21 protein-coding genes and 2 pseudogenes are annotated in these 20,640 nt (G+C 59.3%); 16 read left to right on the forward strand and 7 right to left on the reverse strand.

Translation table 11 applies throughout. The annotated features are described in order from the left end of the window. Position 1 precedes the first annotated feature (1 nt). The 3 genes from CO671_RS25690 to CO671_RS25700 all read left to right on the forward strand — a co-directional run bounded on the left by CO671_RS25690 (position 2) and on the right by CO671_RS25700 (position 2,914). A complete protein-coding gene (locus tag CO671_RS25690; RefSeq protein ID WP_097608295.1) occupies positions 2–475 on the forward strand; it encodes an isoprenylcysteine carboxylmethyltransferase family protein in 474 nt (157 codons plus the stop codon). Between the two features lie 191 nt (positions 476–666). Then, complete coding sequence (locus CO671_RS25695; RefSeq protein WP_141514491.1) at positions 667–1,731, forward strand: AraC family transcriptional regulator; 1,065 nt, start codon at positions 667–669, stop codon at positions 1,729–1,731. Beyond that, positions 1,706–2,914, forward strand: coding sequence for an MFS transporter (locus CO671_RS25700; protein WP_097608296.1), 1,209 nt, complete (start codon positions 1,706–1,708; stop codon positions 2,912–2,914). The genes CO671_RS25695 and CO671_RS25700 overlap by 26 nt, the downstream gene beginning before the upstream one ends. 107 nt (positions 2,915–3,021) lie before the next feature. Here the strand turns inward: CO671_RS25700 and CO671_RS25705 are convergent. Beyond that, a pseudogene (locus tag CO671_RS25705) lies at positions 3,022–3,203 on the reverse strand (GNAT family N-acetyltransferase); the annotation flags it as partial. A 31-nt stretch (positions 3,204–3,234) separates the two neighbouring features. Further along, positions 3,235–4,134 carry a LysR family transcriptional regulator gene (locus CO671_RS25710; protein ID WP_097608297.1) on the reverse strand — a complete coding sequence of 300 codons (900 nt, stop codon included), beginning with the start codon at positions 4,132–4,134 and terminating at the stop codon, positions 3,235–3,237. Between the two features lie 97 nt (positions 4,135–4,231). On the opposite strand from CO671_RS25710, the gene CO671_RS25715 reads away from it, so the two are divergent. The 4 genes from CO671_RS25715 to CO671_RS25730 are packed head-to-tail and all read left to right on the forward strand — an operon-like array spanning position 4,232 to position 7,798. Then, positions 4,232–5,419 (forward strand): MFS transporter, encoded by a 1,188-nt coding sequence (locus CO671_RS25715; RefSeq protein ID WP_097608298.1) that lies wholly within the window; start codon positions 4,232–4,234, stop codon positions 5,417–5,419. Between the two features lie 31 nt (positions 5,420–5,450). Further along, a complete protein-coding gene (locus CO671_RS25720) occupies positions 5,451–6,197 on the forward strand; it encodes an SDR family oxidoreductase (RefSeq protein WP_097608299.1) in 747 nt (248 codons plus the stop codon). A 13-nt stretch (positions 6,198–6,210) separates the two neighbouring features. Continuing rightward, positions 6,211–6,684, forward strand: coding sequence for a cyclophilin-like fold protein (locus CO671_RS25725; protein WP_097608300.1), 474 nt, complete (start codon positions 6,211–6,213; stop codon positions 6,682–6,684). 31 nt (positions 6,685–6,715) lie between these two features. Then, positions 6,716–7,798, forward strand: a complete 1,083-nt coding sequence (locus tag CO671_RS25730; protein WP_097608301.1) for an alpha/beta hydrolase — start codon at positions 6,716–6,718, stop codon at positions 7,796–7,798. Positions 7,799–8,072: 274 nt separating this feature from the next. On the opposite strand, the gene CO671_RS25735 is transcribed toward CO671_RS25730, so the two are convergent. Beyond that, positions 8,073–9,779 (reverse strand): adenylate/guanylate cyclase domain-containing protein, encoded by a 1,707-nt coding sequence (locus tag CO671_RS25735; protein ID WP_097608302.1) that lies wholly within the window; start codon positions 9,777–9,779, stop codon positions 8,073–8,075. A gap of 510 nt (positions 9,780–10,289) precedes the next feature. Between CO671_RS25735 and CO671_RS25740 the strand changes: the two genes are divergently transcribed. The 4 genes from CO671_RS25740 to CO671_RS25755 all read left to right on the forward strand — a co-directional run bounded on the left by CO671_RS25740 (position 10,290) and on the right by CO671_RS25755 (position 12,836). Next, positions 10,290–11,159: a hypothetical protein gene (locus CO671_RS25740; protein ID WP_141514493.1), complete on the forward strand. Its 870-nt coding sequence runs from the start codon at positions 10,290–10,292 to the stop codon at positions 11,157–11,159. 179 nt (positions 11,160–11,338) lie between these two features. Then, entirely contained in the window at positions 11,339–11,680 is a 342-nt protein-coding gene (locus tag CO671_RS25745; RefSeq protein WP_097608304.1) for an NIPSNAP family protein, read from the forward strand. 23 nt (positions 11,681–11,703) lie between these two features. Further along, entirely contained in the window at positions 11,704–11,964 is a 261-nt protein-coding gene (locus CO671_RS25750; RefSeq protein ID WP_097608305.1) for a CopG family transcriptional regulator, read from the forward strand. Between the two features lie 14 nt (positions 11,965–11,978). Further along, positions 11,979–12,836, forward strand: coding sequence for a DUF6615 family protein (locus tag CO671_RS25755; RefSeq protein WP_097608306.1), 858 nt, complete (start codon positions 11,979–11,981; stop codon positions 12,834–12,836). 560 nt (positions 12,837–13,396) lie between these two features. On the opposite strand, the pseudogene ligD reads toward CO671_RS25755, so the two are convergent. Both ligD and CO671_RS33860 read right to left on the reverse strand, forming a co-directional pair. Next, positions 13,397–14,448 (reverse strand): annotated as a pseudogene (ligD, locus tag CO671_RS25765) (non-homologous end-joining DNA ligase). Next, the gene (locus CO671_RS33860; protein WP_170965052.1) at positions 14,405–14,698 is read right to left on the reverse strand and encodes a hypothetical protein; all 294 of its coding nucleotides are present in this window, start codon (positions 14,696–14,698) and stop codon (positions 14,405–14,407) included. Before CO671_RS33860 ends, ligD begins: the two are co-directional and overlap by 44 nt. An 87-nt stretch (positions 14,699–14,785) precedes the next feature. Here CO671_RS33860 and CO671_RS25775 point away from each other — a divergent pair, with 87 nt between their 5' ends. Further along, complete coding sequence (locus CO671_RS25775; protein WP_097608308.1) at positions 14,786–15,106, forward strand: hypothetical protein; 321 nt, start codon at positions 14,786–14,788, stop codon at positions 15,104–15,106. A gap of 322 nt (positions 15,107–15,428) precedes the next feature. Then, positions 15,429–16,181: an SOS response-associated peptidase family protein gene (locus CO671_RS25780; RefSeq protein WP_097608344.1), complete on the forward strand. Its 753-nt coding sequence runs from the start codon at positions 15,429–15,431 to the stop codon at positions 16,179–16,181. Between the two features lie 77 nt (positions 16,182–16,258). On the opposite strand, the gene CO671_RS25785 is transcribed toward CO671_RS25780, so the two are convergent. Next, entirely contained in the window at positions 16,259–16,609 is a 351-nt protein-coding gene (locus CO671_RS25785) for a DUF2200 domain-containing protein (protein WP_097608309.1), read from the reverse strand. A gap of 351 nt (positions 16,610–16,960) precedes the next feature. Next, positions 16,961–17,632: a hypothetical protein gene (locus CO671_RS25790; protein ID WP_170965053.1), complete on the reverse strand. Its 672-nt coding sequence runs from the start codon at positions 17,630–17,632 to the stop codon at positions 16,961–16,963. A 507-nt stretch (positions 17,633–18,139) separates the two neighbouring features. Here CO671_RS25790 and CO671_RS25795 point away from each other — a divergent pair. The 3 genes from CO671_RS25795 (at position 18,140) to CO671_RS25805 (ending at position 20,637) form a co-directional block, all read left to right on the forward strand. Continuing rightward, positions 18,140–18,601, forward strand: a complete 462-nt coding sequence (locus tag CO671_RS25795; RefSeq protein WP_097608310.1) for a hypothetical protein — start codon at positions 18,140–18,142, stop codon at positions 18,599–18,601. A 375-nt stretch (positions 18,602–18,976) separates the two neighbouring features. After that, complete coding sequence (locus tag CO671_RS25800) at positions 18,977–19,603, forward strand: class I SAM-dependent methyltransferase (protein ID WP_097608311.1); 627 nt, start codon at positions 18,977–18,979, stop codon at positions 19,601–19,603. 329 nt (positions 19,604–19,932) lie between these two features. Next, positions 19,933–20,637: a carbonic anhydrase gene (locus CO671_RS25805; RefSeq protein ID WP_097608312.1), complete on the forward strand. Its 705-nt coding sequence runs from the start codon at positions 19,933–19,935 to the stop codon at positions 20,635–20,637. Positions 20,638–20,640 lie beyond the last annotated feature (3 nt).

The raw sequence follows: 20,640 nt of genomic DNA on the forward strand, positions 1-20,640 counted from the left end.
CATGGCCGTCGAACCGGACAGCGCGGGTGTGCGCTTCCCTCCGCCCTTCGTCTATCTGGGAGCGCTGCTGTTGGGGCTGGCGGCGGAGCGGTTCGTCACGCTGCGCTCTTTCGGCATCGACTGGCGGTTGCTGGTCGCGACGGGCGCGCTGCTGTTTTTTGCCGGCGCGGCGATAATGCTTGCGGCGGCGGGGCTGTTCCGGCGGCTGGGCACCAACGTTCGACCGTCGCAGCCAACGACCCTCATCGCAACGACCGGTCCTTATCGGTGGACCCGCAATCCCATGTATCTCGGCATGGCGCTTATCTATGCCGGCCTTGCGATCGGCTTCGACGGGCCGATCGCCTTCGCCTTGCTCCCGTTGGTGCTGATCGTGATCCAGACGCAGGTGATCGCCCGCGAGGAGCGCTATCTCGAAGCGAAGTTCGGCGACGACTACCGCCGCTACAAGGCCGAGGTTCGCCGCTGGCTCTGACTATTGCGCCGCTGCCGCCTGCGGGGCCTTCTGATAAACCGGCACCGGCTTCCTTGCCGCGAGCTATCCTATTCTGAAGGTTGCGGGCCGGTGTCACGGAAAACCGACTGGGCCTCCATTGGTGACCCCAGAGCGGCCATGACACAGATGCCTGACTTGCAGTCCGGACGGTCGGCATATAAATTGTTTCAATGCTTGATCGTTCATCCCAGCCTCCGACGCAAATTCCGACGGACGCACTCAGCGAAATTCTCCGGGATTTTCGCCTGAGTGGAGTCAACTACGGCCGCTGCGAGCTGCGTCATCCATGGAGCATCACCTTTCCGCAGCAACAGCTGCTTCGCTTTCATTTCGTCAGCGAGGGGCCATGCTGGATCCATACCGAGGCCCAGGGATGGCAGGAGTTGCAAGGCGGCGATCTGGTGTTGTTGCCACAAGGTGTCGAACACCGACTGGCCAGCAAGCCTGATGTTGTCGGGGACTCGCTCAAGAGCTGCCAGGTCACCAAGCTGGGGGGCAATGTCTGCGACGTGGTGCAGGAAGGAACAGGAGCGACGAGCACCTTGTTCTGCGGCTCCATGGCTTTGGGTGCGAACGCCCTCAACCCGTTGATCGCTCTGATGCCACCGATCATCAAGGGTTGTGACGTTGCCGGCAATGATCCGATCGTCGGCCCCCTCCTCGCCGCCATGACGGAAGAGGCGTCGCAGCCCCAGCTAGGCAGCGCCACGGTCTTGTCACGCATGGCCGACGTACTCGTGGCGCGGCTTATTCGCTGTTGGGTCAATTGCAGCGGCGCCTCGACCAGCGGCTGGCTCGCCGCGATCCGTGATCCTCATATCGGTCGTGCGCTGGCAGCCATGCACCGGGATCCCGGCCATGACTGGACGCTTGAGACCCTTGCCGGCGTGGCAGGTCAATCGCGCTCGATCTTCGCGGAACGCTTCAGCGCCATCTTGGGCGAAGGCGCGGCACGCTATCTCGCCCGTCTGCGCATGCAGCTTGCACGAGAGTTGCTTGGTCAAAACATGTCGGTTGCCGCGGTCGCTTCTCAACTGGGCTATGAATCCGAAGCTTCTTTCGCTCGCGCCTTCAAGCGCATCACCAGCGTTTCACCTGGTGTTGTGCGCCGCACCATTTCCGGACGAACGATATGGAATTCGGACTTTAGGACACATATCATCCTGAAAGACTCCGCTATGAAGACCTCCAACCCTTGGAGGTACTTCAATGACGGACACGACATCACAGCTTGACGCCCCCGCGATTGGCCTCGATTCTACCGCTCCGAGCACATGGAGCCCAACAACCTGGTTTGCCGTTATTTCAATGGCAGCCACAAGCTTTGCGCTCGTTTCAGCTGAATTTCTGCCGGCAGGCCTGTTGACGCCGATGGCGCGTGACCTTGGCGTCAGCGAAGGAACCGCCGGTCAGGTTGTCACCGCCACCGCGTCTGTCGGCGCGGTGACGGCCTTGTTGAGCAATGTTCTGATCGGCAAACTGAACCGGAAGACTGTCCTGGTTGGCCTAAGCGCCTTGGCTATCGGCTCCAATCTCCTGGCCGCGCTCGCGACGGATTTTTGGCTATTGTTGTTGGGCCGGGCCGGGCTCGGCGTCGCGCTCAGTGGTTTCTGGGCGCTTTCGGTTGCCGTCGTGGCGAGATTGGTCGGCACCAATGCGACAGGTCGGGGTATGGCTATCGTCACCCTCGGGGTCTCTCTTGCCACCATCGCTGCACCATCCATGGGTGCCTTGATCAGCGATTGGATCGGCTGGCGTGCCGCCACGGCCATGACCGCAGGGCTCGCCGCGATTGCGATGCTGCTGCAGATACTCAGCTTGCCGACGCTGCCCGCAAGCACAAGCAATAGTCTTTCCGACGTCTTCCGGCTGACGAAACGGCGCACTGTTCAACTGGGAATGCTTGCCATCCTCTTGCTGATGACGGGACATTTTGCCGGCTCGGTCTATGTGCGACCATTCCTCGAACAAGTGACGCTCCTTGGCACCGGCCCAATTGCCCTGGCCCTCCTCGGGTTTGGCATCGCCTCTGTGATCGGCAATGTCGCCGGCGGCCGGCTGGCAGACGCAAATATCCACACGGCGCTCGCTGTCACCGGCGTATTGATGGCGTTTTCGGCGCTTGCTCTCGTACTCTGGGGTGCACAGAGCGGCATCGCCTTTGCCCTGGTGACAATTTGGGGTTTCGCTTTCGGGATGGCGCCGGTGGTACTTCCCACCAACCTGTCCCGGGGCGCAGCAGACGCCTTGGAGGCTGCCGGCAGCCTGATGGTCGTTTCGTTCCAGGTTGCCATCAGCATAGGCGCGCTGTTCGGCGGCTATGTGGTCGATCACTTTGGTGCCTCAGCGCCATTGACATTTACAGCCATCTTGGCGGCATCGACTGTCGTTCTGGCGTTGCTTCAGCCCCGCAGCTGACTCTTGGAGCTGCGGCCAAGGTGAACAGATCGCCCGCGACCAGGGGTCCTCGGCAAAGGGCCCCGCATGCCACAAACTATCGGATCGAACCGAAGCTCAACGGGCCCCCGCAACATCGGGACAAGCGTCGGCGACGAGCCGACCTGGATCGCGCCAAGCGGCTCGAAGCCGTAGCGCCGGTAGAACGGAATGTTGCGCGGGTTCGAGGATTCCAAATAGGCCGGGGCGTGATCGCGATCGCACCTTGCGAGTGCGTACTCCATCAAGGCGTCCCGTGACCTTTGCCTTGTCCTTCGCACATTGGGCTGTGGGGCCGAACACTATTTCCGCCGTCTATGCCGGAAAGCATCAACAAACGCCGAGAAGGCCGGCGACGGATTGCGTCGGCTCGGATAATAGAGATGGTAGCCCTGGAACGTCGGACACCAGTCCGAAAGCACCTGCCGCAACCGCCCCCGCTCGACATGCTGCGAGACGAGGTCCGTGGGCACGTAGGCAAGACCGATCCCGTCCAATGCAGCGTCAATCGCCGGAGCGATGTTGCTCAAGGTGAGCTGGCCCTCCACCCGCACGCTGAACTCACGGCCGTCCCGCTCGAATTCCCAGGCATAAAGCCCCCCGGATGTTGGAAGCCGAAGGTTGACGCAGTTGTGACCTGTCAGGTCCTGCGGGATTGACGGCGGCCCATGCCGCTCCAGATAGTCGGGCGAGGCCACGACGGAATATGACACGTCGGGTCCTATGCGCACCGCCACCATGTCGCGGGCGACGGCCTCGCCAAGACGGACGCCAGCGTCGAACTGCCGCTCGACGATGTTGGTGAAGCCGTTGTCAACGATGATTTCCACCGTCACGTCGGGAAAGTCCCGTAGGAATGCCGAAAGTCTGGGACGGAACACCAGCTCGACCGCGTCGTCCGGGCAGACGACCCTAATGTCGCCGGACGGCTTGTCACGCAGCGCGCTGATCGCGCTGATCCCGGCGGTGATGCTTTCGAAATGGGGCTGGATACTTTCCATGAGACGTTCGCCGGCCGCCGTCGGCGCGACGTCCCGGGTGGTGCGGGAAAGAAGCCGGATTCCCAGCCGCTCCTCCAACGCGCTGACTGTGTGACTGAGGGCTGAGCGCGAGAGGCCCAGCTTAGCAGCGGCGCGCGTGAAGCTCCGCTCCTTGGCAACTTCCAAGAATGCTCTCATCTCGGTGAATTCGTCACGTCGCATTGTTGAATCTCCTTCACCTCAACATGCGGATTATACCTCCTATTCCATCCAAATCCGTTTGGCTATCTGTTGCGGCAACCGCACAGGAGAGCCCGGCATGGCCATTGAGCTGACAGCGAATGATGCGATCTTGGCAGACATCGCAGAAACACCATGGGCGGCCGTGACCAGCCTGTCGCTCCTGACCTTTCTTCTGGTCGGACTGGAGTTCCTGCCGGTCAGCCTCCTGACCCCGATCGCCAGAGAGCTGGCGGTGTCAGAAGGCCAGGCCGGGCTGGCCATCACCATCTCGGGCGTCTTCGCTGTGACCACAAGCCTCTTCGGCAACGGCTTTCTGTCGAAATGGGACAGGAAGGCAGTCGTCCTGCTCTATACCGGGGTGCTGGCCCTCTCCAGTCTGGCCGTTGCCCTCGCTCCCAACTTCACCGTCTTCCTCCTGGGCCGGGCGCTTGTCGGCGTCGCGATCGGCGGCTTCTGGTCCTTGTCGACGGCCATCCTCGCGCGTCTGGCTTCGAAGTCGGACCTGCCCAAGGCCATCGCTCTGCTCCAGGGCGGCACCGCTTTCGCGGTCGTCATTGCCGCCCCTCTCGGCAGCTTTCTCGGCGGGCTGATCGGCTGGCGCGGCACTTTCCTGATCACCGTTCCGATCGGACTCGTCGCTCTGATTTGGCAATTTGCCGTCCTGCCGAAGATGCCTGCGACGGAAACCGTGTCGGTCGGCCGAATGTTGCGCCTCTTGCGCAACCGCGCCTTCCTGATCGGCATGGCGGCGACGGGTCTGGTCTTCATGGGGATGAATGCGCTTTCGATCTATCTGCGTCCGTTTCTGGAGGGTGTCACCGGGGTGGAACTCAACACACTGTCGCTGATGCTTCTGGGTGTCGGACTCGGCGGATTGGCCGGAACGTCCCTGATCGGTTTCGTCCTACGCCGTCACCTTGCCGCCGCGCTTATTGGCCTGCCGGGCACGGTCGCTCTGATCGCTCTCCTGCTGATCGGCTTTGGGTCTTCACCGTGGGCCACCGCGGTCCTTCTCGTGCTCTGGGGATTTTTCTCGACCCCGACCCCGGTGGCCTGGAACACCTGGATGGCGAGGCTGGTCCCAGGTGAGCTGGAAGCGGCGGGCGGCATCCAGGTCGCGCTGATCCAGTTGGCCATTGCGGGCGGGGCATTCGCAGGCGGAGTTCTTTTCGACGGTGCAGGCTGGTGGAGCGCTTTCCTTCTGGCCGCCCTCCTTCTTGCGGGTTCCGCCGCGTTCGGAGCGCTCGCCGGCCGCCGCGTCTGACCTCTCAAAAATCGCGCAATAGGAGAACATCATGTCTCAAGGCATAGAAGACAAAGTCGTCGTCATCACCGGGGCAAGCAGCGGGCTGGGCGAAGCCACCGCACGCCATCTCGCCGAGCGAGGTGCTGCCGTGGTGCTCGGTGCCCGGCGACGTGACCGCATCGATGCGCTGGCCGGGGAACTCACGTCGAAGGGCTACAATGCCAAAGCGATCCAGACAGATGTGACGGATAGGCAGCAGGTCAGGAATCTCGTCGATACTGCAGTCCAGGAATTCGGCCGCGTCGACGTGATGCTCAACAATGCCGGTCTGATGCCGCTCGCCCCGCTCGAACGTCTCAAGGTCGAGGAGTGGGACCGCATGATCGACGTCAACGTCAAAGGCGTGCTCTACGGCATCGCCGCCGCGCTGCCGCATATGAAGGCGCAGAAGTCCGGCCACATCATCAATGTTTCCTCGGTCTACGGCCATGTCGTCGATCCAGGTGCCGCGGTCTATTGCGCGACCAAGTTCGCCGTCCGTGCGCTTTCCGAAGGGCTACGCAAGGAGGTGAAGCCGTACAACATCCGGACCACCATCATTTCGCCCGGCGCGGTCAGCACCGAACTTCTCGAGCATATCAGCGAAAAGGACATCCAGGCGGACACGAGAGAGTTCGTCAGCCAGATCGCCGTCGGCGCGGATGCCTTCGCCCGGGCGGTCGCGTTTGCGGTGAACGAGCCAGACGATGTCGACATCAACGAAATCCTGTTCCGGCCCACGGCGCAACCGGTTTGATGGGACCCGAACGATGACGACGAACACATTGGCTATGACCCGGCGAAGGATCGTGGGTGGAGCTCTGGCGGTCGCGGCTCTCCCCTTCGCGGCGCGCGGGCAGCAAGGCCGCGATCCGGCCAGCCAAGAGCCGACCGACGTGAGGATCAGGTTCACCTTCAAGGGCATGTCAATGACGGCCACGCTCTACGACAATCCGTCGGCGCGCGACCTCGCTTCGATGCTTCCCCTGGACCTCGAGATCAAGGACTTCGGATCGAACGAGAAGATCGCATACCTGCCGCGCAAGCTGACAGTCGAAGGACACGGACCCTTCTCCGACGAGCGGCCATACGACCTCTGCTATTACATGCCCTGGGGAAATCTCGCGATGTTCTACGCCGACTACAAGCATCCGGGCCTCGTCCGCCTCGGTCGCTTCGACGACGGGTTCGAAGCGCTTCACGTACCTGGGGAATTCCCGCTGCGCATCGAGCGCATCCAGTGACACTCAACCCATCCAGACAGGAGACTTCCAAATGAGCAAGCACATTGAGACGCAGGACGGCTTCAATTCGAGCAGGCGTGGTCTGATAAAGGCGACCGGCGTCGCCGTCGCGGCCATGAGCCTGATCCCGGCGGCGGCCGCGACCCGGGCCCTGGCTCAGACCACGGATTGGGACAAGACGTTCCTCAAGAGCGACAAGGTCGACCATCAGAAGGTCTCGTTCAAGAACCGATACGGCATCACTCTGGCGGCAGATCTCTACCTTCCCAAGGATCGGGACAACAGTAGGCTCGCCGCCATCGTCGTCAGCGGGCCGTTCGGCGCGGTGAAGGAACAGTCGTCCGGGCTTTATGCGCAGACGATGGCAGAACGTGGATTTGCAACTCTTGCCTTCGATCCATCATATACCGGAGAGAGCGGCGGCGAACCGCGTAACATCGCCTCGCCCGACATCAACACCGAGGACTTCAGTGCCGCAGTGGACTTTATCGGCCTGCGGCCGGAAGTCGATCGTGAGCGCATCGGCGTGATCGGCGTCTGCGGCTGGGGCGGCATGGCTTTGAATGCCGTTGCCGTCGACAAGCGCGTCAAGGCAGTCGTCGCCAGCACCATGTACGACATGACGCGCGTCATGTCCAAGGGTTACAACGACAGCGTTACCCTGGAGCAACGCACGCAGACGTTGGAGCAGTTAAGCCGGCAGCGTTGGGTCGATGCGGAAAAGGGTACTCCCGCGTACCAGGCGGCGTATAACGCCGAAGTCGGTCCAGATGCACCGCAGTTCATGGTCGATTACCACGACTACTATTCGACGCCGCGCGGCTATCATAAGCGCGCTGTCAACTCGCGCAACGCCTGGTCGCAGACCACGCCGATCTCGTTCATGAACATGCCGATTCTGACCTACATCGCGGAGATCTCGCCGCGTCCGGTGCTGTTCATCCACGGCGAGAAGGCTCACTCACGCTACTTCAGTGAAACCGCCTTCGCAGCCGCCGCCGAGCCGAAGGAACTGATGATCATTCCGGACGCAACCCATACCGACCTTTACGACCGCATGGACAAGATCCCCTTCGACCGGATGGCCGAGTTCTTCGGTCGACATCTGGCATAAGCGAAACTCGCCGGTTGAACTATCACAGGCGGCGAGGTGACCTTCTGGTCACAACGCCGCCTCCGATTTCGTCGATCTCCGCCTACGATAGCTGGGCTACGAAATCCTAGCGGATGGTCGGTCATGAGGAATTTCCCGGCTGCGCCGGCGAAACAGATTGGCCCACAAGGAAACTCTGCAGTGCCGCCATCCATGCGATCCAGACCGCCGTTCTCGCGCAGCGCATGTCCGTTTATCAAGTCCTCGAACGCGTCGGGATTGGCCTCATCCGCTGTCACATCTCCGGCAGGCCGGCCTTTCGGAAGCCGTCGACGAAGTGGTCTTGTACAGCTGCATCGCGCAGCGGCTGGGAGCTGAGCCAATGGCCGATGGTGAAATGAGGGTGGGAGATCAGAAACAATTCTGCTTCTCGCCGCGCCTCCTCGCTGTGGCCCAACTGCGCAAGCGCAGCAGCCAGGAATTTGCGTGAGTTGGTACGATAGGTTTCTTTCCTGCGGAGCGTAGCGGTCGCCGCCTCATAGTCGCGCGCGGCATATTGCGCCTGCCCAAGATGACAAAGATACCAGCAGGGTGGATGGGGATTGAGCCGCAGGGCTTTTTCGATCTGCGCCAGTCCGTCGGCAACCCTGCCGTCCAGCACGGACATGTCCGACATGGCGGCCCAGGTGTCGGCGTGGTTGGGGTCCAGCTCCAGGGCCTTGGCGAAGGCGGCATCCGATTCCTCCCATCGCCGCTCATAAGCCAAAATCGTACCCAGGACGTAACGGCAGCCGGCATCGTTGGGATCCAAGTCTACCGCCTTCTGCGCTGATGTCACCGCCATCCGGCGGTTCGGATCTTCGGGCTCGCCGAAATGAGTCCAGGCAAGCCAACGGTTATAGGCGAGCAGACCGAGCGCCTCGGCATATGATGGATCGAGCTTGACCGCGCGTTGGAGCAGCATATAGGCCTCACGCTCTGTTTGCGGCGACTCTTCCGTCAGGAGGCGGGCGCGCACACACAGATCGTACGCCTCGAAGTTCTTCGGCCGATTGCGCGGCGTCGGGATGGTCAGCCGGCCGACGAGGGCTTCAACAATCTTGGCGTTAACTTCATCTTGTAATTCGAAAACATCTTCCACCGTCCTGTCAAACCGGTCGGCCCACAGATGCTGGCCTCCAAGCGCATCGACCAATTGGGCATTGATGCGGACACGGCCCATTGCGCGTCTGGCGCTCCCCTCCAGGACGTAGCGGACGCCGAGTTCCTGGGCGACCAGCCGTACGTCGACCGGCTTGCCCTTGTAGCCGTACACGGAATTGCGCGCGATGACGAACAGGCCAGCCGTACGGGAAAGGTCGGTGATCAGGTCTTCGGTCAAGCCGTCGACGAAAGATGCGTCCGCTTCATCCCCACTCATATTCGTGAAAGGCAGGACAGCGAGCGAGGGACATTCGGGCAGCGGCAATATGCTCTGCAGCGCATCCGGCCAATGCCACACGTGAACCGGGCGAGTCAGGTTCTTCAGGTAGCGTTCGCCTGCATCAAAGAACCGGTCGCCGATCTTGCCGACGATCTCGCCGTGAACGCTGCCTGAAATGCAGATACCTCCCGGTGCGGCCTGCGTCTCCAAGCGCGCCGCGACATTGACGCCGTCGCCGAGGATGTCTGAACCATCGTCGATGACATCTCCCAGATTGACGCCTATACGCAAAAGCAGGCGCCGGTCTCCGGAAGCCTCGATGGCAGTGGTGGTCTGTTGCATTTCCAACGCTGCAGCGACCGCTTCCACTGCGCTTCCGAATTCGATCAGGAATCCGTCGCCCATGACCTTGAAGATGCGACCGTTATGGCGCATCACAGCCGGCTCGATGACGCCAGAACGGAGGTCCCTGAGGTTATCAAGCGTTGCGGCTTCATCAGCCTCCATCAGGCGTGAATATCCCACCACATCGGCAACGACGATGGCAGCAAGACGACGCTGAAGAAATCGATCCGTCATGTGAGGACAAGCCCAACGACCGGGGGTCCATAAGTTATTGCTCAACTACGGGTCAGTCAACAAGCGGCAAGAGGTGATGTCCAGGCGATCTCCACCTCAACCAGTGCGATCGGCAGATCTATCGCGCTCTCTCGATATGAGGATATGATCTCCCTTGATTTCTCGATCTCGTTTCGCAGGTCCGCGCGAATGGCTATTGTGTCTTTTCCCCTTAGAGATTGCCCTAATTGCCATGGAGCAACGACGTTTGGGAACGTCGATGTTTACGGCTCAAGTGTCCTGTTGGGATGCGGCCGATGCCGACATACCGAAAGAATACCACTTCCTCAGATCCGCAAATCGAAACTCTACCTGGACCAGAGCTTTCTAAGTCTGGTCTTCAAAGGGGAAGACGACCGCTTTCTTACTGTCGCCGAAAGGATCAAATCACTCTGTGCGAAACAGGCTCTGGTAGTACCTTATTCCAACATCCATGAGGATGAGACACACCAGTGGAGACGCCACAGAGAATTGCTGGACTTCATCAAGGCAACAGCGCGCGGCCACGAGGTGGTGCCGACCTACAATGTTATTCAAGATCAGTTCGATAGAGCACTTGACCTTTGGTTGACTCAACAAGATCCGATTTTCCCCATTGATAAATGGGTTGCATTCGAACGGGAGATTGATGACTGGGAAGGCTATTACCGAATTGACGTTGGAGGTTACTATGGCGACGTCGAAAAAATTCGAGCTGCCAAGATCGAATCGATATCAGGCCTTGTGGAGACGTTTGACAACTGGCGAAACGGCTCTGAAACGGTCGATGAACAAATAGACTTGGAGCTAGCGTCCGCCGCAAGAGGTTATCTAAATGCCTACTACACGTTTGTAGAGCGCTTAGCCGCTGGTGATTACGACGTGCTACTATCTGGCCCGATCAACGCGCAATATGTGGAACGCCTAATAAGACACCGCGCGTTGGGCGAAACCGTCGATGAGCGTGTCCAATCAGCGATACGTTTTTTACACTCGTCGCATTTTGCAGCGATGCCAGCGCAGTCGATATCCGCTCGGATCTATGCCGCACTTCGGGAACAAGTGAGGCGAGGCGCATATGCGAACAAGGAAAAAGCGATCGACCGACTGAGTGGCTTCTTCTTCGACGTCAATCATATCTCCGTTTACGCGCCTTACTTCGATGCCATGATAGTGGACCGCAGCATGCATGAGCTGTTGAGAACGGACACGGTCGATTTGACGGGGAGATGGGGCACGAGGCTCTTTAGCGCCTCAAACCTGGAAGAGTTAGAAGCCTGGCTGACGGAAATAGAGGATGCAATCCCGACTGAGCAAATAGAAGCTCTACCGGTCGCATACCCTCGCCTAAAACTGAAATGAGAAAACGTCCGCACTATCATGTTCTTCGCGCAGCCCCTTAATGACGCATGCCGGAGCTTCCCGTCTTACTGAAGGGCGCCGCCGGGACTATTGATTACCTTATAGAATTTTATAAGCTGCCGCTCATTTCCGAGAGCGGTTAGGACGCTCCAAAGGGCATCCGGCATGAGGAGCATCCGATGATCCACGAATTGCGCATCTATACATGTCTGCCGGAGAGGCTGCCGGCGCTGCAACAGCGTTTCGAGACCGCGACGCTGGCGATTTGGGAACGCCTCGGCATCCGCTCACTCGGCTTCTGGACGACGATGGTCGGTTCTTCCAGCAACGATCTGACTTACCTGATCGAATGGCGGTCGCTGGCGGAGCGCGAGCAGAAATGGGCCGAGTTCATCGCCGATCCGGAGTGGCAGGAAGCGAAGGCGAAGAGCGAGGCGGATGGGCCGATCGTCGCCAACATCGTCAGTTCGCTGCTGAAGCCGACACGCTTCTACCGCGGCTTCTCCAACCCGTCGGAATAACGGTTACGGCCGGCCGAGACCCCATGACCATGCCCGACACCGCCGCCCTCCTTGAAGACGCCGCCGATCGGATCGCCGACATTTCCCGGGCAGATCTGCAGATCATGCGGCGCCGCGCCGCGCTGCTCTTGCGAAACTCCGGCTCGATCGCCTTTGACGACGATATAGAAGAAGCGCTCCGGGATCTGTCCGCCGAGATCGGCAAGACGCGCAATGATACCATCAGGTATATCGTGCGGGAGTGGATGAAGAAGAACATTGATCTGCCGGTGTTACCTCCTTAATAATAGGAAAAAGCATGTTTTCTTTACTCCATACACTACTAGAACTTGGCCACTCCACCTCTCAGAACCTGGAATTTTCTCAATCGCCTGGAGTAAAGATCAGTTTTGGAGAAGAGACGATTACCGAATCGAATTTGCTGGAGATCAGACGGCGCCATCCGCACAAAGTAACACTGCTAACTTTTTCGAAATCGCAGGAGAGCAAGAACACAGGAGCCGACTGGGAATGGCACTTGATTGGAAAAGCCTACACCCTGAAGATGCGCGTACAAGCCAAGAGAATTCATAAGGCCGGTGGAATTGGAAACCTGAAGCAGATGGGAAAAGGGGCCGCCAAGCCGCAGATAGAGTTGCTCATTGAAGATGCAAACGCGAATAGTCTCTTCCCTGCATACTGCTTTTATTCCACCGAACCCCAGCGGTCTTACTGGGTGAAAGGAAGCGGAGACGGAGAATGCGAACCGTTCGAGGCTGGTTGCCTGATTGCGGACGCTGAAACTGTCAAATCAAAAGCGCCCAAGAAGCTTAGCGAAATCGAAAACGACACGGTTCCCTGGCATTTTTTATATACGAGACGCAATTTCTCAACGAGGCAGCTCCCTTTCGTTACTAAATTACGGGAAGACCCTCCGATCGAGCGATATGTGGAAAAAGTCATCTCGTCCTATGAAGACGGAGCGACCGATATTGGATTGCCTACGATCTTCCAATTGAACGACGGGGGACTACAGCTTGACGGCAGAAAAGGCATATTCCGTACTTCTGAGGCCGTGGGTGAAGAGATCGTTCCGGAGGATTTTGAAAGGCGCGGAATAACCAAATTTCTAAAGATTGACATGCGGAAGCCTGATCTGTTTGGGATAAGGAGCTGACCAAAACTGACTTACTCAGGCCTGGCGATGCAGTCCCTCTGCCAGCTCGGCGAACGGCTACGTGACCTCATAAACTGCCGCATTGTCCTGCACGTCGCGCAGCCCCTTATAGGCCGCGTGCCGTAGCTTCCCGTCACGCTTCCACGCTGCCTTGTGGCTGGCATTGACATTGGTGCGTGACCCTAGCAACGGTAAACGAACACAACAGCTGCAATCTGAGTTTGTAAGCCGCGCCTGTGCTGGCCGAGGGGATGGATGCTTTTCTGACTTTACCTTGGATCATTGGCCAAAATTCCAATTTTGGCGATAGCTCTCGTTAAGAGAAATGACCGGAGAACGTTTTGCTTAAATTCAACAAGGAGTTTTAATGGGTCCATTATCCGATCTGGCAATCTTTTTATCAGAGAAACTCATAAGCGGCTGGAAAGAGAGAAGTATATGGAAAAATATAGCTATACTATTGGTATGTCTGGTTGTTTCTATATTTGGCACAGTAATAACTGTCATCACGGTGCATGAATCATTTAGTAATTTTTTTGGAAGATAGGTTTCTCCAGTGACTATTCCAACTCATAAACCGCCGCATTATCAGCAGCATCGCGCAGTCCCTTATAGGACGGGTGGCGCAGCTTGCCGTCATGCGTCCAGCCTCGATATTCGATCTCGGCAACCAACTTCGGCTTGATCCAGATCAGGTTCTGCGCCCACCGGAATATTTGACGGCCGGCTTGGTCGTCTTGATCTTGTCCATCATCGCGCGAAGCTTCATCGCCTCGTTTGCCTTAAAGCCCGTTCCGACCGATCCTACGTAAACCAGCTCGTCACTCTTCCGAGCAGCCAGCAGAAGCGCGCCGATGTTCCCGAACGCCACGCCGGACATCTGATAGCCAACGATCGCGAAACCATCGCTCTGGATGCATTTGATTTTCAGCCAGTCGCCGAGGCGGCCGCTGCGATAGGTGCTGTTGCGGTCTTTGGCAATGATGCCTTCCAGACCACTCTCGCAGGCGATGCGCAGGAGCGTATCTCCATCCGCCTCGATCTCCTCCGATAGCCGGATAGCTTCTTCGCCGCCGGCAGGCACCAGCCCCTCGAGGAGATGGCGCCGCGCGGTGAATTCTGTCTCCATCAGATCATGACGATCGAAATAGAGGAGGTCGAACGCCATCATGACCGCTTCCCGGGATGACCTATTCCCGCCGCGGCCGCCGAGCGATTGCTGAAGCCTGCCGAAGTCGGAGCGGCCCTGCTCGTCGAACACGACGGCTTCGCCATCCAATATCGCCGTCGCGACAGGAAGGCGCTTTGCAGCCGCCAGGATCGCGGGAAATCGGGCCGTCCAGTCGTGCCCACCCCGCGTCACGATCCGCACGCCAGACGGTTCGATGTGCACCGCCAAGCGATAGCCGTCCCATTTCACCTCGAAAGCCCACTGCCTGCCTTTCGGCGGCTTCGGCTTGAGGAGAGCGAGGCAGGGATCGATGCGCTCCGGCATGGGATCGAGAGTAAGTTGAGGCTGGGCCGGATCACGCTTCTTCCGCGGCCGGCTGCGGATCGGCGCCTCCGCATCACCGAGCAGCGGCTGGGAAGGCTTGCGAGGCGGCTTTGTCATGCCCGCAGTTCATCAGCAACACCTTAAAAAGCAATTGACCAAGATTGATTATTGACTCCAGGGCGACCGAGAACATAATAGGAACATCGGCGAGGCGGCCGCCAATCTGAAAACTGGAGTATGGAGCACGGATATGCGCGAGCAGCCGATCGGCGAAGCCATGGTTGATGATGAGATTGCGGAGGTGCTCGCCTATCACCAGGGCGATGCACAAGCAGCGATCGGAACCCTCCTGAATGACATCCGCCATCTTCGTTGGCAGCTGGTCTTGACAGAAGGCGCGATGGGTCGAGGGATCACGCGGGGGTGGCGGCCGAGATACGACCGAGACTGAACAATGCCGGAAATGAACTATTCCAAAAAGTTGCGCGGCTGGAGTCTGAGCGATGCGGACGCGGCCGGCCAGCTGCTGGAAGTCACCTGCCAATTCTGCAGAACCACCTACCGCTATTTCCCGCGGGATCTGTTGAAGCTGACCAAGAATATCAGCCTCGATCGACTGCCAAGCCGGTTCCGTTGCCAGCGCTGCGATCGGGCAGACTATGTGTCGCTCAAGGTGATTCAACTCTGGGGCTCGGAATACGGCAGGCTCGAGGTGCGCCGCCTGGTCGGGATCAACACGGTGAAAAAGCCGATATGGGAAGATGGGGTCTTATAAGATGGCCGACCGAAGAGATAATCCCCTCGCCCGCTGGCGCTTGAACTCCCTCCTGCCCCATCACGTGATTATCTTTTGGGGCAACTATAATTCCGGCGAACATGCTCACCACTTCCGCCAGCGAAGCGAGATAATCAACTCTGCACTGGCTATAGACCGGTCTTCCAAGTCCTATTTCGCTGCGGTCGAATGGGATCAGTATCTTGTTTTCTGCTTCGGAAATCGCGAAGCTGCAACGCAATTCAGGGACCGTTGGAACGGTCAATTCATCGATACGGACGAGGTGAGCAGGAAAGGCGTGTGGACGCCAAGGGAGGGTGATGTGTGCAATTTATATCGGATGATGAGCAACCAGCAGGCCATCCGAGCGATCACGCGGGCGATGATCGACAGCACCGGCAACATGGAGCCGCAGCAAGAGATCTGGCCCGACAGAATGGCACCGATTGTTCGCAACACGCCCGCCGGCCGGGAACTCGCTAACGTCCGCTGGGGACTGCCAAGCTCTTCGAAGGCTCTATTGGATGCAGCGACCAAACGCGCTGACGGGCTGCGCAAGAAGGGGAAGCCGGTCGACTTCGACGAGCTGCTGAAAATGGAGCCGGATGGTGGAACGACGAACGTCCGCAACGTCAGCAGTAAGCATTGGAAGCGCTGGCTTGGTGTCGAGTACCGGTGCGTGGTGCCGTTCACACGCTTTGCCGAACCTGACCCCGCGAACAAGCCAGATGGTGGCAGGACGCCGAATGCGTGGTTCGGCGCGCCGGACGAACCTGTCATGTTCTTCGCGGGGCTGTGGGTGCCGCAGTGGACGAGCGTGCGGAAGATCAAGGAAGGACTGATCACGACCGACCTGTTCGGCTTCCTCACCACGGAGCCCAACGCCATCGTGGCTCCGATCCATCAAAAGGCGATGCCGGTTATCCTCGGCAACCAGGATGAGATTGAAACTTGGCTCACTGCGCCGTGGGAAGAGGCAAGCAGGCTGCAGCGGCCGCTGGCAGACGACAGGATCGTCCTGCTGCCGGCCGCGGAGCCGTTGACCGTAGCTGACCCGCAACCCGTTTTGATTTGAGAAAATGAGCATCACAAACCATTCAACCGCGCCCGGAAAGGCTCTAACTCTCCAGATGCGGCCAGTCTCCTCGCCGGCTATTTTCGCAGGATTTTCTCCATTGCCCTGCCCTTCGCGAGTTCGTCGATCAGTTTGTCCAGGTAGCGGATTTCCCGCATGGTCGTTTCCTGGATTTCTTCCACGCGGACGCCGCAGATCACGCCTGTGATCTGCGATCGGGAGGGGTTCATCTCAGGTGCCTGCGCAAAGAAATCCTCGAAGTTGGTGTTCCTCGCCAGCTGATCGTCCAGGGCCTCCCGGCTATAGCCCGTCAGCCAGCAGATGATTTCGTCGACTTCCGCCTTCGTGCGTCCCTTCTTCTCCGCCTTGGCGACATAGTGGGGATAGACGCTCGCGACGCTGACCGAATAGATGCGATGCTTCGTCATGCGTTCTCCTGAATGTTGCAGGTATTTCCCGGCTGAGATGGCTGGACGACAAAACCCCGCCCGATGGCCGACAATGAGCAACCCTCCTGCGGCACGGGCGCGAGGAAGTTTGGCTGATGGACGCGAACTCTACAGCGCCGCCGGCCATGACCGCAATTGGCGCAATCCAGCCGAAGCCACTCGTCTGCTGTCGACCCAAAGCGGGCATTCGGGAGTGGTTCACTCTTGTCTGCGATGGGGTGGTTAGCGGCCGGTCAGCTTCAGGTCTGAACGTGCAAAAGGCGACGTTGCGTGTGCCAGCCAAGCCGCGATGCGCCAGGTTCCCGAGAGTAACGATGGAGGGCTAGTGCGTCACCGTTGGTCAAGATCGACATGGCTCTTGTAGACGGCACCTTCCCGATATCTCATCGGAAGTTCGGCCGCGGGCAGATCGTGTGCCTCGAACGGTTTCCCGCTGGACCAGGGGAGCGCGTTCAACGCCACGCCGAACCCTGTGCTGAAAAGCAACGGCGCGAGCTTCGCAAGGGGCTTCTTCCACGCGATTGCAAGAACACCGAGCGGCAACTTCACGACGAAGAATAGGATGAGGACGAGCGGGGCGACGAAGAGGGTCAGCACCATCGGAATCGCCGTTTCCAACATGGGATCGCCACCGTATCGCAAGCGGAGCGGTGGGTTCCGTGCGGCCGCAAACGGAATCAGTTCTTCCATGAAGCGAACGTAGTCGGCGGACCGATCGACGCCCGTTTCTCCGAGCCAATCGAGCGAGGAGATTTCCCTTGACACGAAGAGCGTCCTTAGGCGCGCGCTGTAGACTGGAAAGCCAGTAGTGCCGACCCCACTCGTGAAGTGGAGGTGCAGGAATCGAAGCGACGTCCACGGGACGAGGCTGACGGACCGCCCTCGCGTCACCGAGAGGCCCCGGTCCTCGATGACGTAGGCCATCTCGACCTTTTGCGGGGTATCGCGATACCTCGGGATCTTCGCAGTGAAGCGGTAGTTGGGAAGGTCGTCCGTCTGCAATCGAGCCCCCCACTACGGTCCGCTAGTCGAAATGCTGCCTATCCCGCGATAGGATTCGATATCTGATTTACACGCAACTTGTTCTGCTGGGAATGACCGCTTGCGGCGGATCAGAGATCAGCCGCTATCTTCGCCTTGCTCGGGAGCAGACCGACTTAAACGCTTCAAGGACGTCCGAAATTGGCGCATTCCGGTCAATCAGGAGGATTTCACTGATACTCGCAGATCAGAAGCTGTTGATTGCAAGGAAATCGATTCCGCTTAATCAAGCTGATCGATAATGAATGTCCGCCGTCCTGGATGAACCGATCGGCCGGTTTTCCGGGCAATTCAGTTTGGGTAAACAGTCGATCTGCATTCATTTTTTCACCTGCCTTCTCAATTGTTCCGGATCATCTTCTTGACCGACTTGTCCCAATCGTCGTTGCTCATTATTGACAGGGTCTTCGCGGCGTCCCGGTACCGATTTTCATGGCAATCGTCGCAAGTAAGCATTGGAGCTGTTGCATGGCAATCTACAAGGGCGCGCTGGCATTGCTGGGAAAGTCGGAAACCGACGCAGCGGTCGTGGACTACTTGAAGTCGCTGGGTGCGACGCTCCCGCTCAAGCGGCCGCCACGCGGCGAGAAGGAAACGAACGTCGAGGTCCCCGGTCAACAGATTGAACTGCTCTTTACTCTCGGAAGCGAGTTGCCGAACGGGACGCGCTTTGCGGAAGGGGAGTTGGTTCTGCGTACATTCTTCGTTCTTCCGGAGGAAGCAGGAAGACCGATCGATGGGACGCCTTTCGATCTCGATATGACCATGACCCGGGAGCAGGCGCGAGCAAAGTTCGGGGAGCCGGAATGGAGCAGCGGTGGTAGTTTGAAAAACGATCGCTGGGTGCTTGGAGACAAGCGGATGCTTCTAAGCTTCACCTCGGACGAACGGCGCATCCGGCAAGTGTCGGTGTCGCAATTGTTCGAGTGAGCGGGTGTCCGAACACATCCCTCATTGCAAGTCCGAGGTTCTGAGCGGGGGCGTTGGACATTACACTTTTTTTGCCTGAAGGTTCTGAAGGACGGCGGGCCGCTGCCCCAGAGCTTTTCTCCGGAGTTTGGTGGTCCGTAGCCGATAGCCTGATCATCACTGCCGGGCACGAGAGCAATATAGTCAGGCCCCTGCGCCTGAAGCAATGACCGCAATCGGCGCATTGCCGCCAGCAGCATTGGCAGTCGGTCGGTGGTGTATTTGATCGCATTTCTGCTAAAGCTGGGGAGTAGATCGCCCGCGATGTCACCAACTGCCGAAGTGTGAAGGGCGCAACGGGTTGATGGCCTCTTGTCTTGGAGGAGGAGCGCTGGGATGAGCACCGACCGGGAGACTGTGCGGTCCTATGATGCGGCCGCGGCGGAGTACGCTGCCGAGGCCGCGGTGATGCCCGAATGGGTCGCGACCGAGATCGATGCGTTCGTGACCGAGCTCCCCGGCTCGGGCAGGGTGCTGGAGATCGGAAGCGGTGGCGGGCGAGATGCACTTGAGCTTGAGAAGCGGGGCATCAGCGTCCGGCGCACCGACATTTCAAAGGGTTTCGTCGAACTGCTTCGCGAAAGCGGCTTCGAGGCCGACCTGTTGGACCCGCTGACCGATGACCTGGCCGACCCGCAGCGTCCCGGCATGCCGTACGACGGGATCTGGGCCTGTGCCTGCCTCATTCATGTCGCGCGCGGGGATTTCGGCACGGTGCTTGGGCGGCTTGCCGAGGCGACCCGGACCGGTGGTCGACTGCACGTCTCGGTCAGGGAGGGCGACGGCGAGGATGTGTCCACACACGGTAGTGCTGCAGCACCTCGGCGCTACGTCGAGACGTACTGGCGCGAGCCTGCCCTGCGGTCAGCACTCACAGACGCCGGCTGGATTGTCAGCGAGGTACGGCGCTACGTCGGAAGGCCCCATGATCGCTGGCTGAGCGTTCGGGCGAGTCGGGCGTGAGGCAAACAGAACTTGCGGGAATGACCGGTTGTGGCGCCGCTATGAACTCCAAGTGGTCACCGGAACGTCGGCTTCGGGCGAAGGCAAGCTCGCCGCTGTGGCCGAGATGAGGTCGCATTGCTGACCTTGCGTTCCAGCCGAAAGAATGGCCAGCCTTCGTCGGACCCCGGCACCCTCCTCACGTGTTGTTGATCGCGATATCGCAGCGGCTGGTTGCACCGCACACTTTTTGCTGTTCTTTTCGCACCTGCGAACAACTCGCTTCTGTAACCCGCCGGACGAGAGACATTCCTCCCAGTCCGACGTCCGGCCAGAAAGAGGATCCGAACATGGGTGATCTCCTGAAAGGTATCTCCAGTTTTCGCGGCGCGGTTTTTCCCAACCAGTCGGCGCTTTATCGCAAGCTGGCGCGGGAAGGCCAGCAACCACAGGCTCTGATGATATCCTGCGCCGACAGCCGGGTGATGCCCGAAACCATCACGCAGGCCGGTCCCGGCGATCTCTTCGTCTGCCGCAATGCCGGCAACATCGTTCCGCCCTTCTCGACGCTTAATGGCGGCGTCTCCTCCGCCATCGAATATGCCATTCTGGCGCTCGGCGTCAGCGACATCGTCGTCTGCGGCCATTCGGATTGCGGCGCCATGAAGGGCCTGTGCCATCCGGAGCTGCTCCAGCCGATGCCCAATGTCGCGGCCTGGCTGCGCCACAGCCACGCCGCCTATTCGATCGTCTGCCGGGCCTATCCGGATGACCTTTCCGAGAGTGACCGCGTGCGCGCCGTGGCGATGGAAAACGTCGTCGTTCAGCTCGATCACCTGAAGACGCATCCTTCCGTGGCCGCGAAACTCGCCACCAGCGAGATCACCCTTCATGGCTGGTTCTTCGACATCGAGACCGGGGAAGTCCAGGTTTACGATGGGGCAACAGCGACCTTCACGGTGCCGCAGGAGGGAGAGCCGCTGCCGGTTGCGGTGACCGGCCGCGATCGGCCGCATGTCATGGCGCAAATCGCAGCAACACTTGCCGCGGAGTAGCGC

It is taken from the genome of Rhizobium sp. M10, assembly GCF_002531955.1.
Lineage (GTDB): Bacteria > Pseudomonadota > Alphaproteobacteria > Rhizobiales > Rhizobiaceae > Rhizobium > Rhizobium etli_C.

What these genes read in the sequence shown, in the direction of transcription:
- CO671_RS25755 (WP_097608306.1), top strand. Translation starts at nt 11,979, where the DNA reads ATGTTTTCTTTACTCCATACACTACTAGAACTTGGCCACTCCACCTCT.
- CO671_RS25775 (WP_097608308.1), top strand. Translation starts at nt 14,786, where the DNA reads ATGCCGGAAATGAACTATTCCAAAAAGTTGCGCGGCTGGAGTCTGAGC.
- CO671_RS25695 (WP_141514491.1), top strand. Translation starts at nt 667, where the DNA reads ATGCTTGATCGTTCATCCCAGCCTCCGACGCAAATTCCGACGGACGCA.
- CO671_RS25715 (WP_097608298.1), top strand. Translation starts at nt 4,232, where the DNA reads ATGGCCATTGAGCTGACAGCGAATGATGCGATCTTGGCAGACATCGCA.
- CO671_RS25785 (WP_097608309.1), bottom strand. Translation starts at nt 16,609, where the DNA reads ATGACGAAGCATCGCATCTATTCGGTCAGCGTCGCGAGCGTCTATCCC.
- CO671_RS25750 (WP_097608305.1), top strand. Translation starts at nt 11,704, where the DNA reads ATGACCATGCCCGACACCGCCGCCCTCCTTGAAGACGCCGCCGATCGG.
- CO671_RS25735 (WP_097608302.1), bottom strand. Translation starts at nt 9,779, where the DNA reads ATGACGGATCGATTTCTTCAGCGTCGTCTTGCTGCCATCGTCGTTGCC.
- CO671_RS25730 (WP_097608301.1), top strand. Translation starts at nt 6,716, where the DNA reads ATGAGCAAGCACATTGAGACGCAGGACGGCTTCAATTCGAGCAGGCGT.
- CO671_RS25720 (WP_097608299.1), top strand. Translation starts at nt 5,451, where the DNA reads ATGTCTCAAGGCATAGAAGACAAAGTCGTCGTCATCACCGGGGCAAGC.
- CO671_RS25700 (WP_097608296.1), top strand. Translation starts at nt 1,706, where the DNA reads ATGACGGACACGACATCACAGCTTGACGCCCCCGCGATTGGCCTCGAT.
- CO671_RS33860 (WP_170965052.1), bottom strand. Translation starts at nt 14,698, where the DNA reads ATGGCGGATGTCATTCAGGAGGGTTCCGATCGCTGCTTGTGCATCGCC.
- CO671_RS25800 (WP_097608311.1), top strand. Translation starts at nt 18,977, where the DNA reads ATGAGCACCGACCGGGAGACTGTGCGGTCCTATGATGCGGCCGCGGCG.
- CO671_RS25795 (WP_097608310.1), top strand. Translation starts at nt 18,140, where the DNA reads ATGGCAATCTACAAGGGCGCGCTGGCATTGCTGGGAAAGTCGGAAACC.
- CO671_RS25745 (WP_097608304.1), top strand. Translation starts at nt 11,339, where the DNA reads ATGATCCACGAATTGCGCATCTATACATGTCTGCCGGAGAGGCTGCCG.
- CO671_RS25725 (WP_097608300.1), top strand. Translation starts at nt 6,211, where the DNA reads ATGACGACGAACACATTGGCTATGACCCGGCGAAGGATCGTGGGTGGA.
- CO671_RS25690 (WP_097608295.1), top strand. Translation starts at nt 2, where the DNA reads ATGGCCGTCGAACCGGACAGCGCGGGTGTGCGCTTCCCTCCGCCCTTC.
- CO671_RS25710 (WP_097608297.1), bottom strand. Translation starts at nt 4,134, where the DNA reads ATGCGACGTGACGAATTCACCGAGATGAGAGCATTCTTGGAAGTTGCC.
- CO671_RS25805 (WP_097608312.1), top strand. Translation starts at nt 19,933, where the DNA reads ATGGGTGATCTCCTGAAAGGTATCTCCAGTTTTCGCGGCGCGGTTTTT.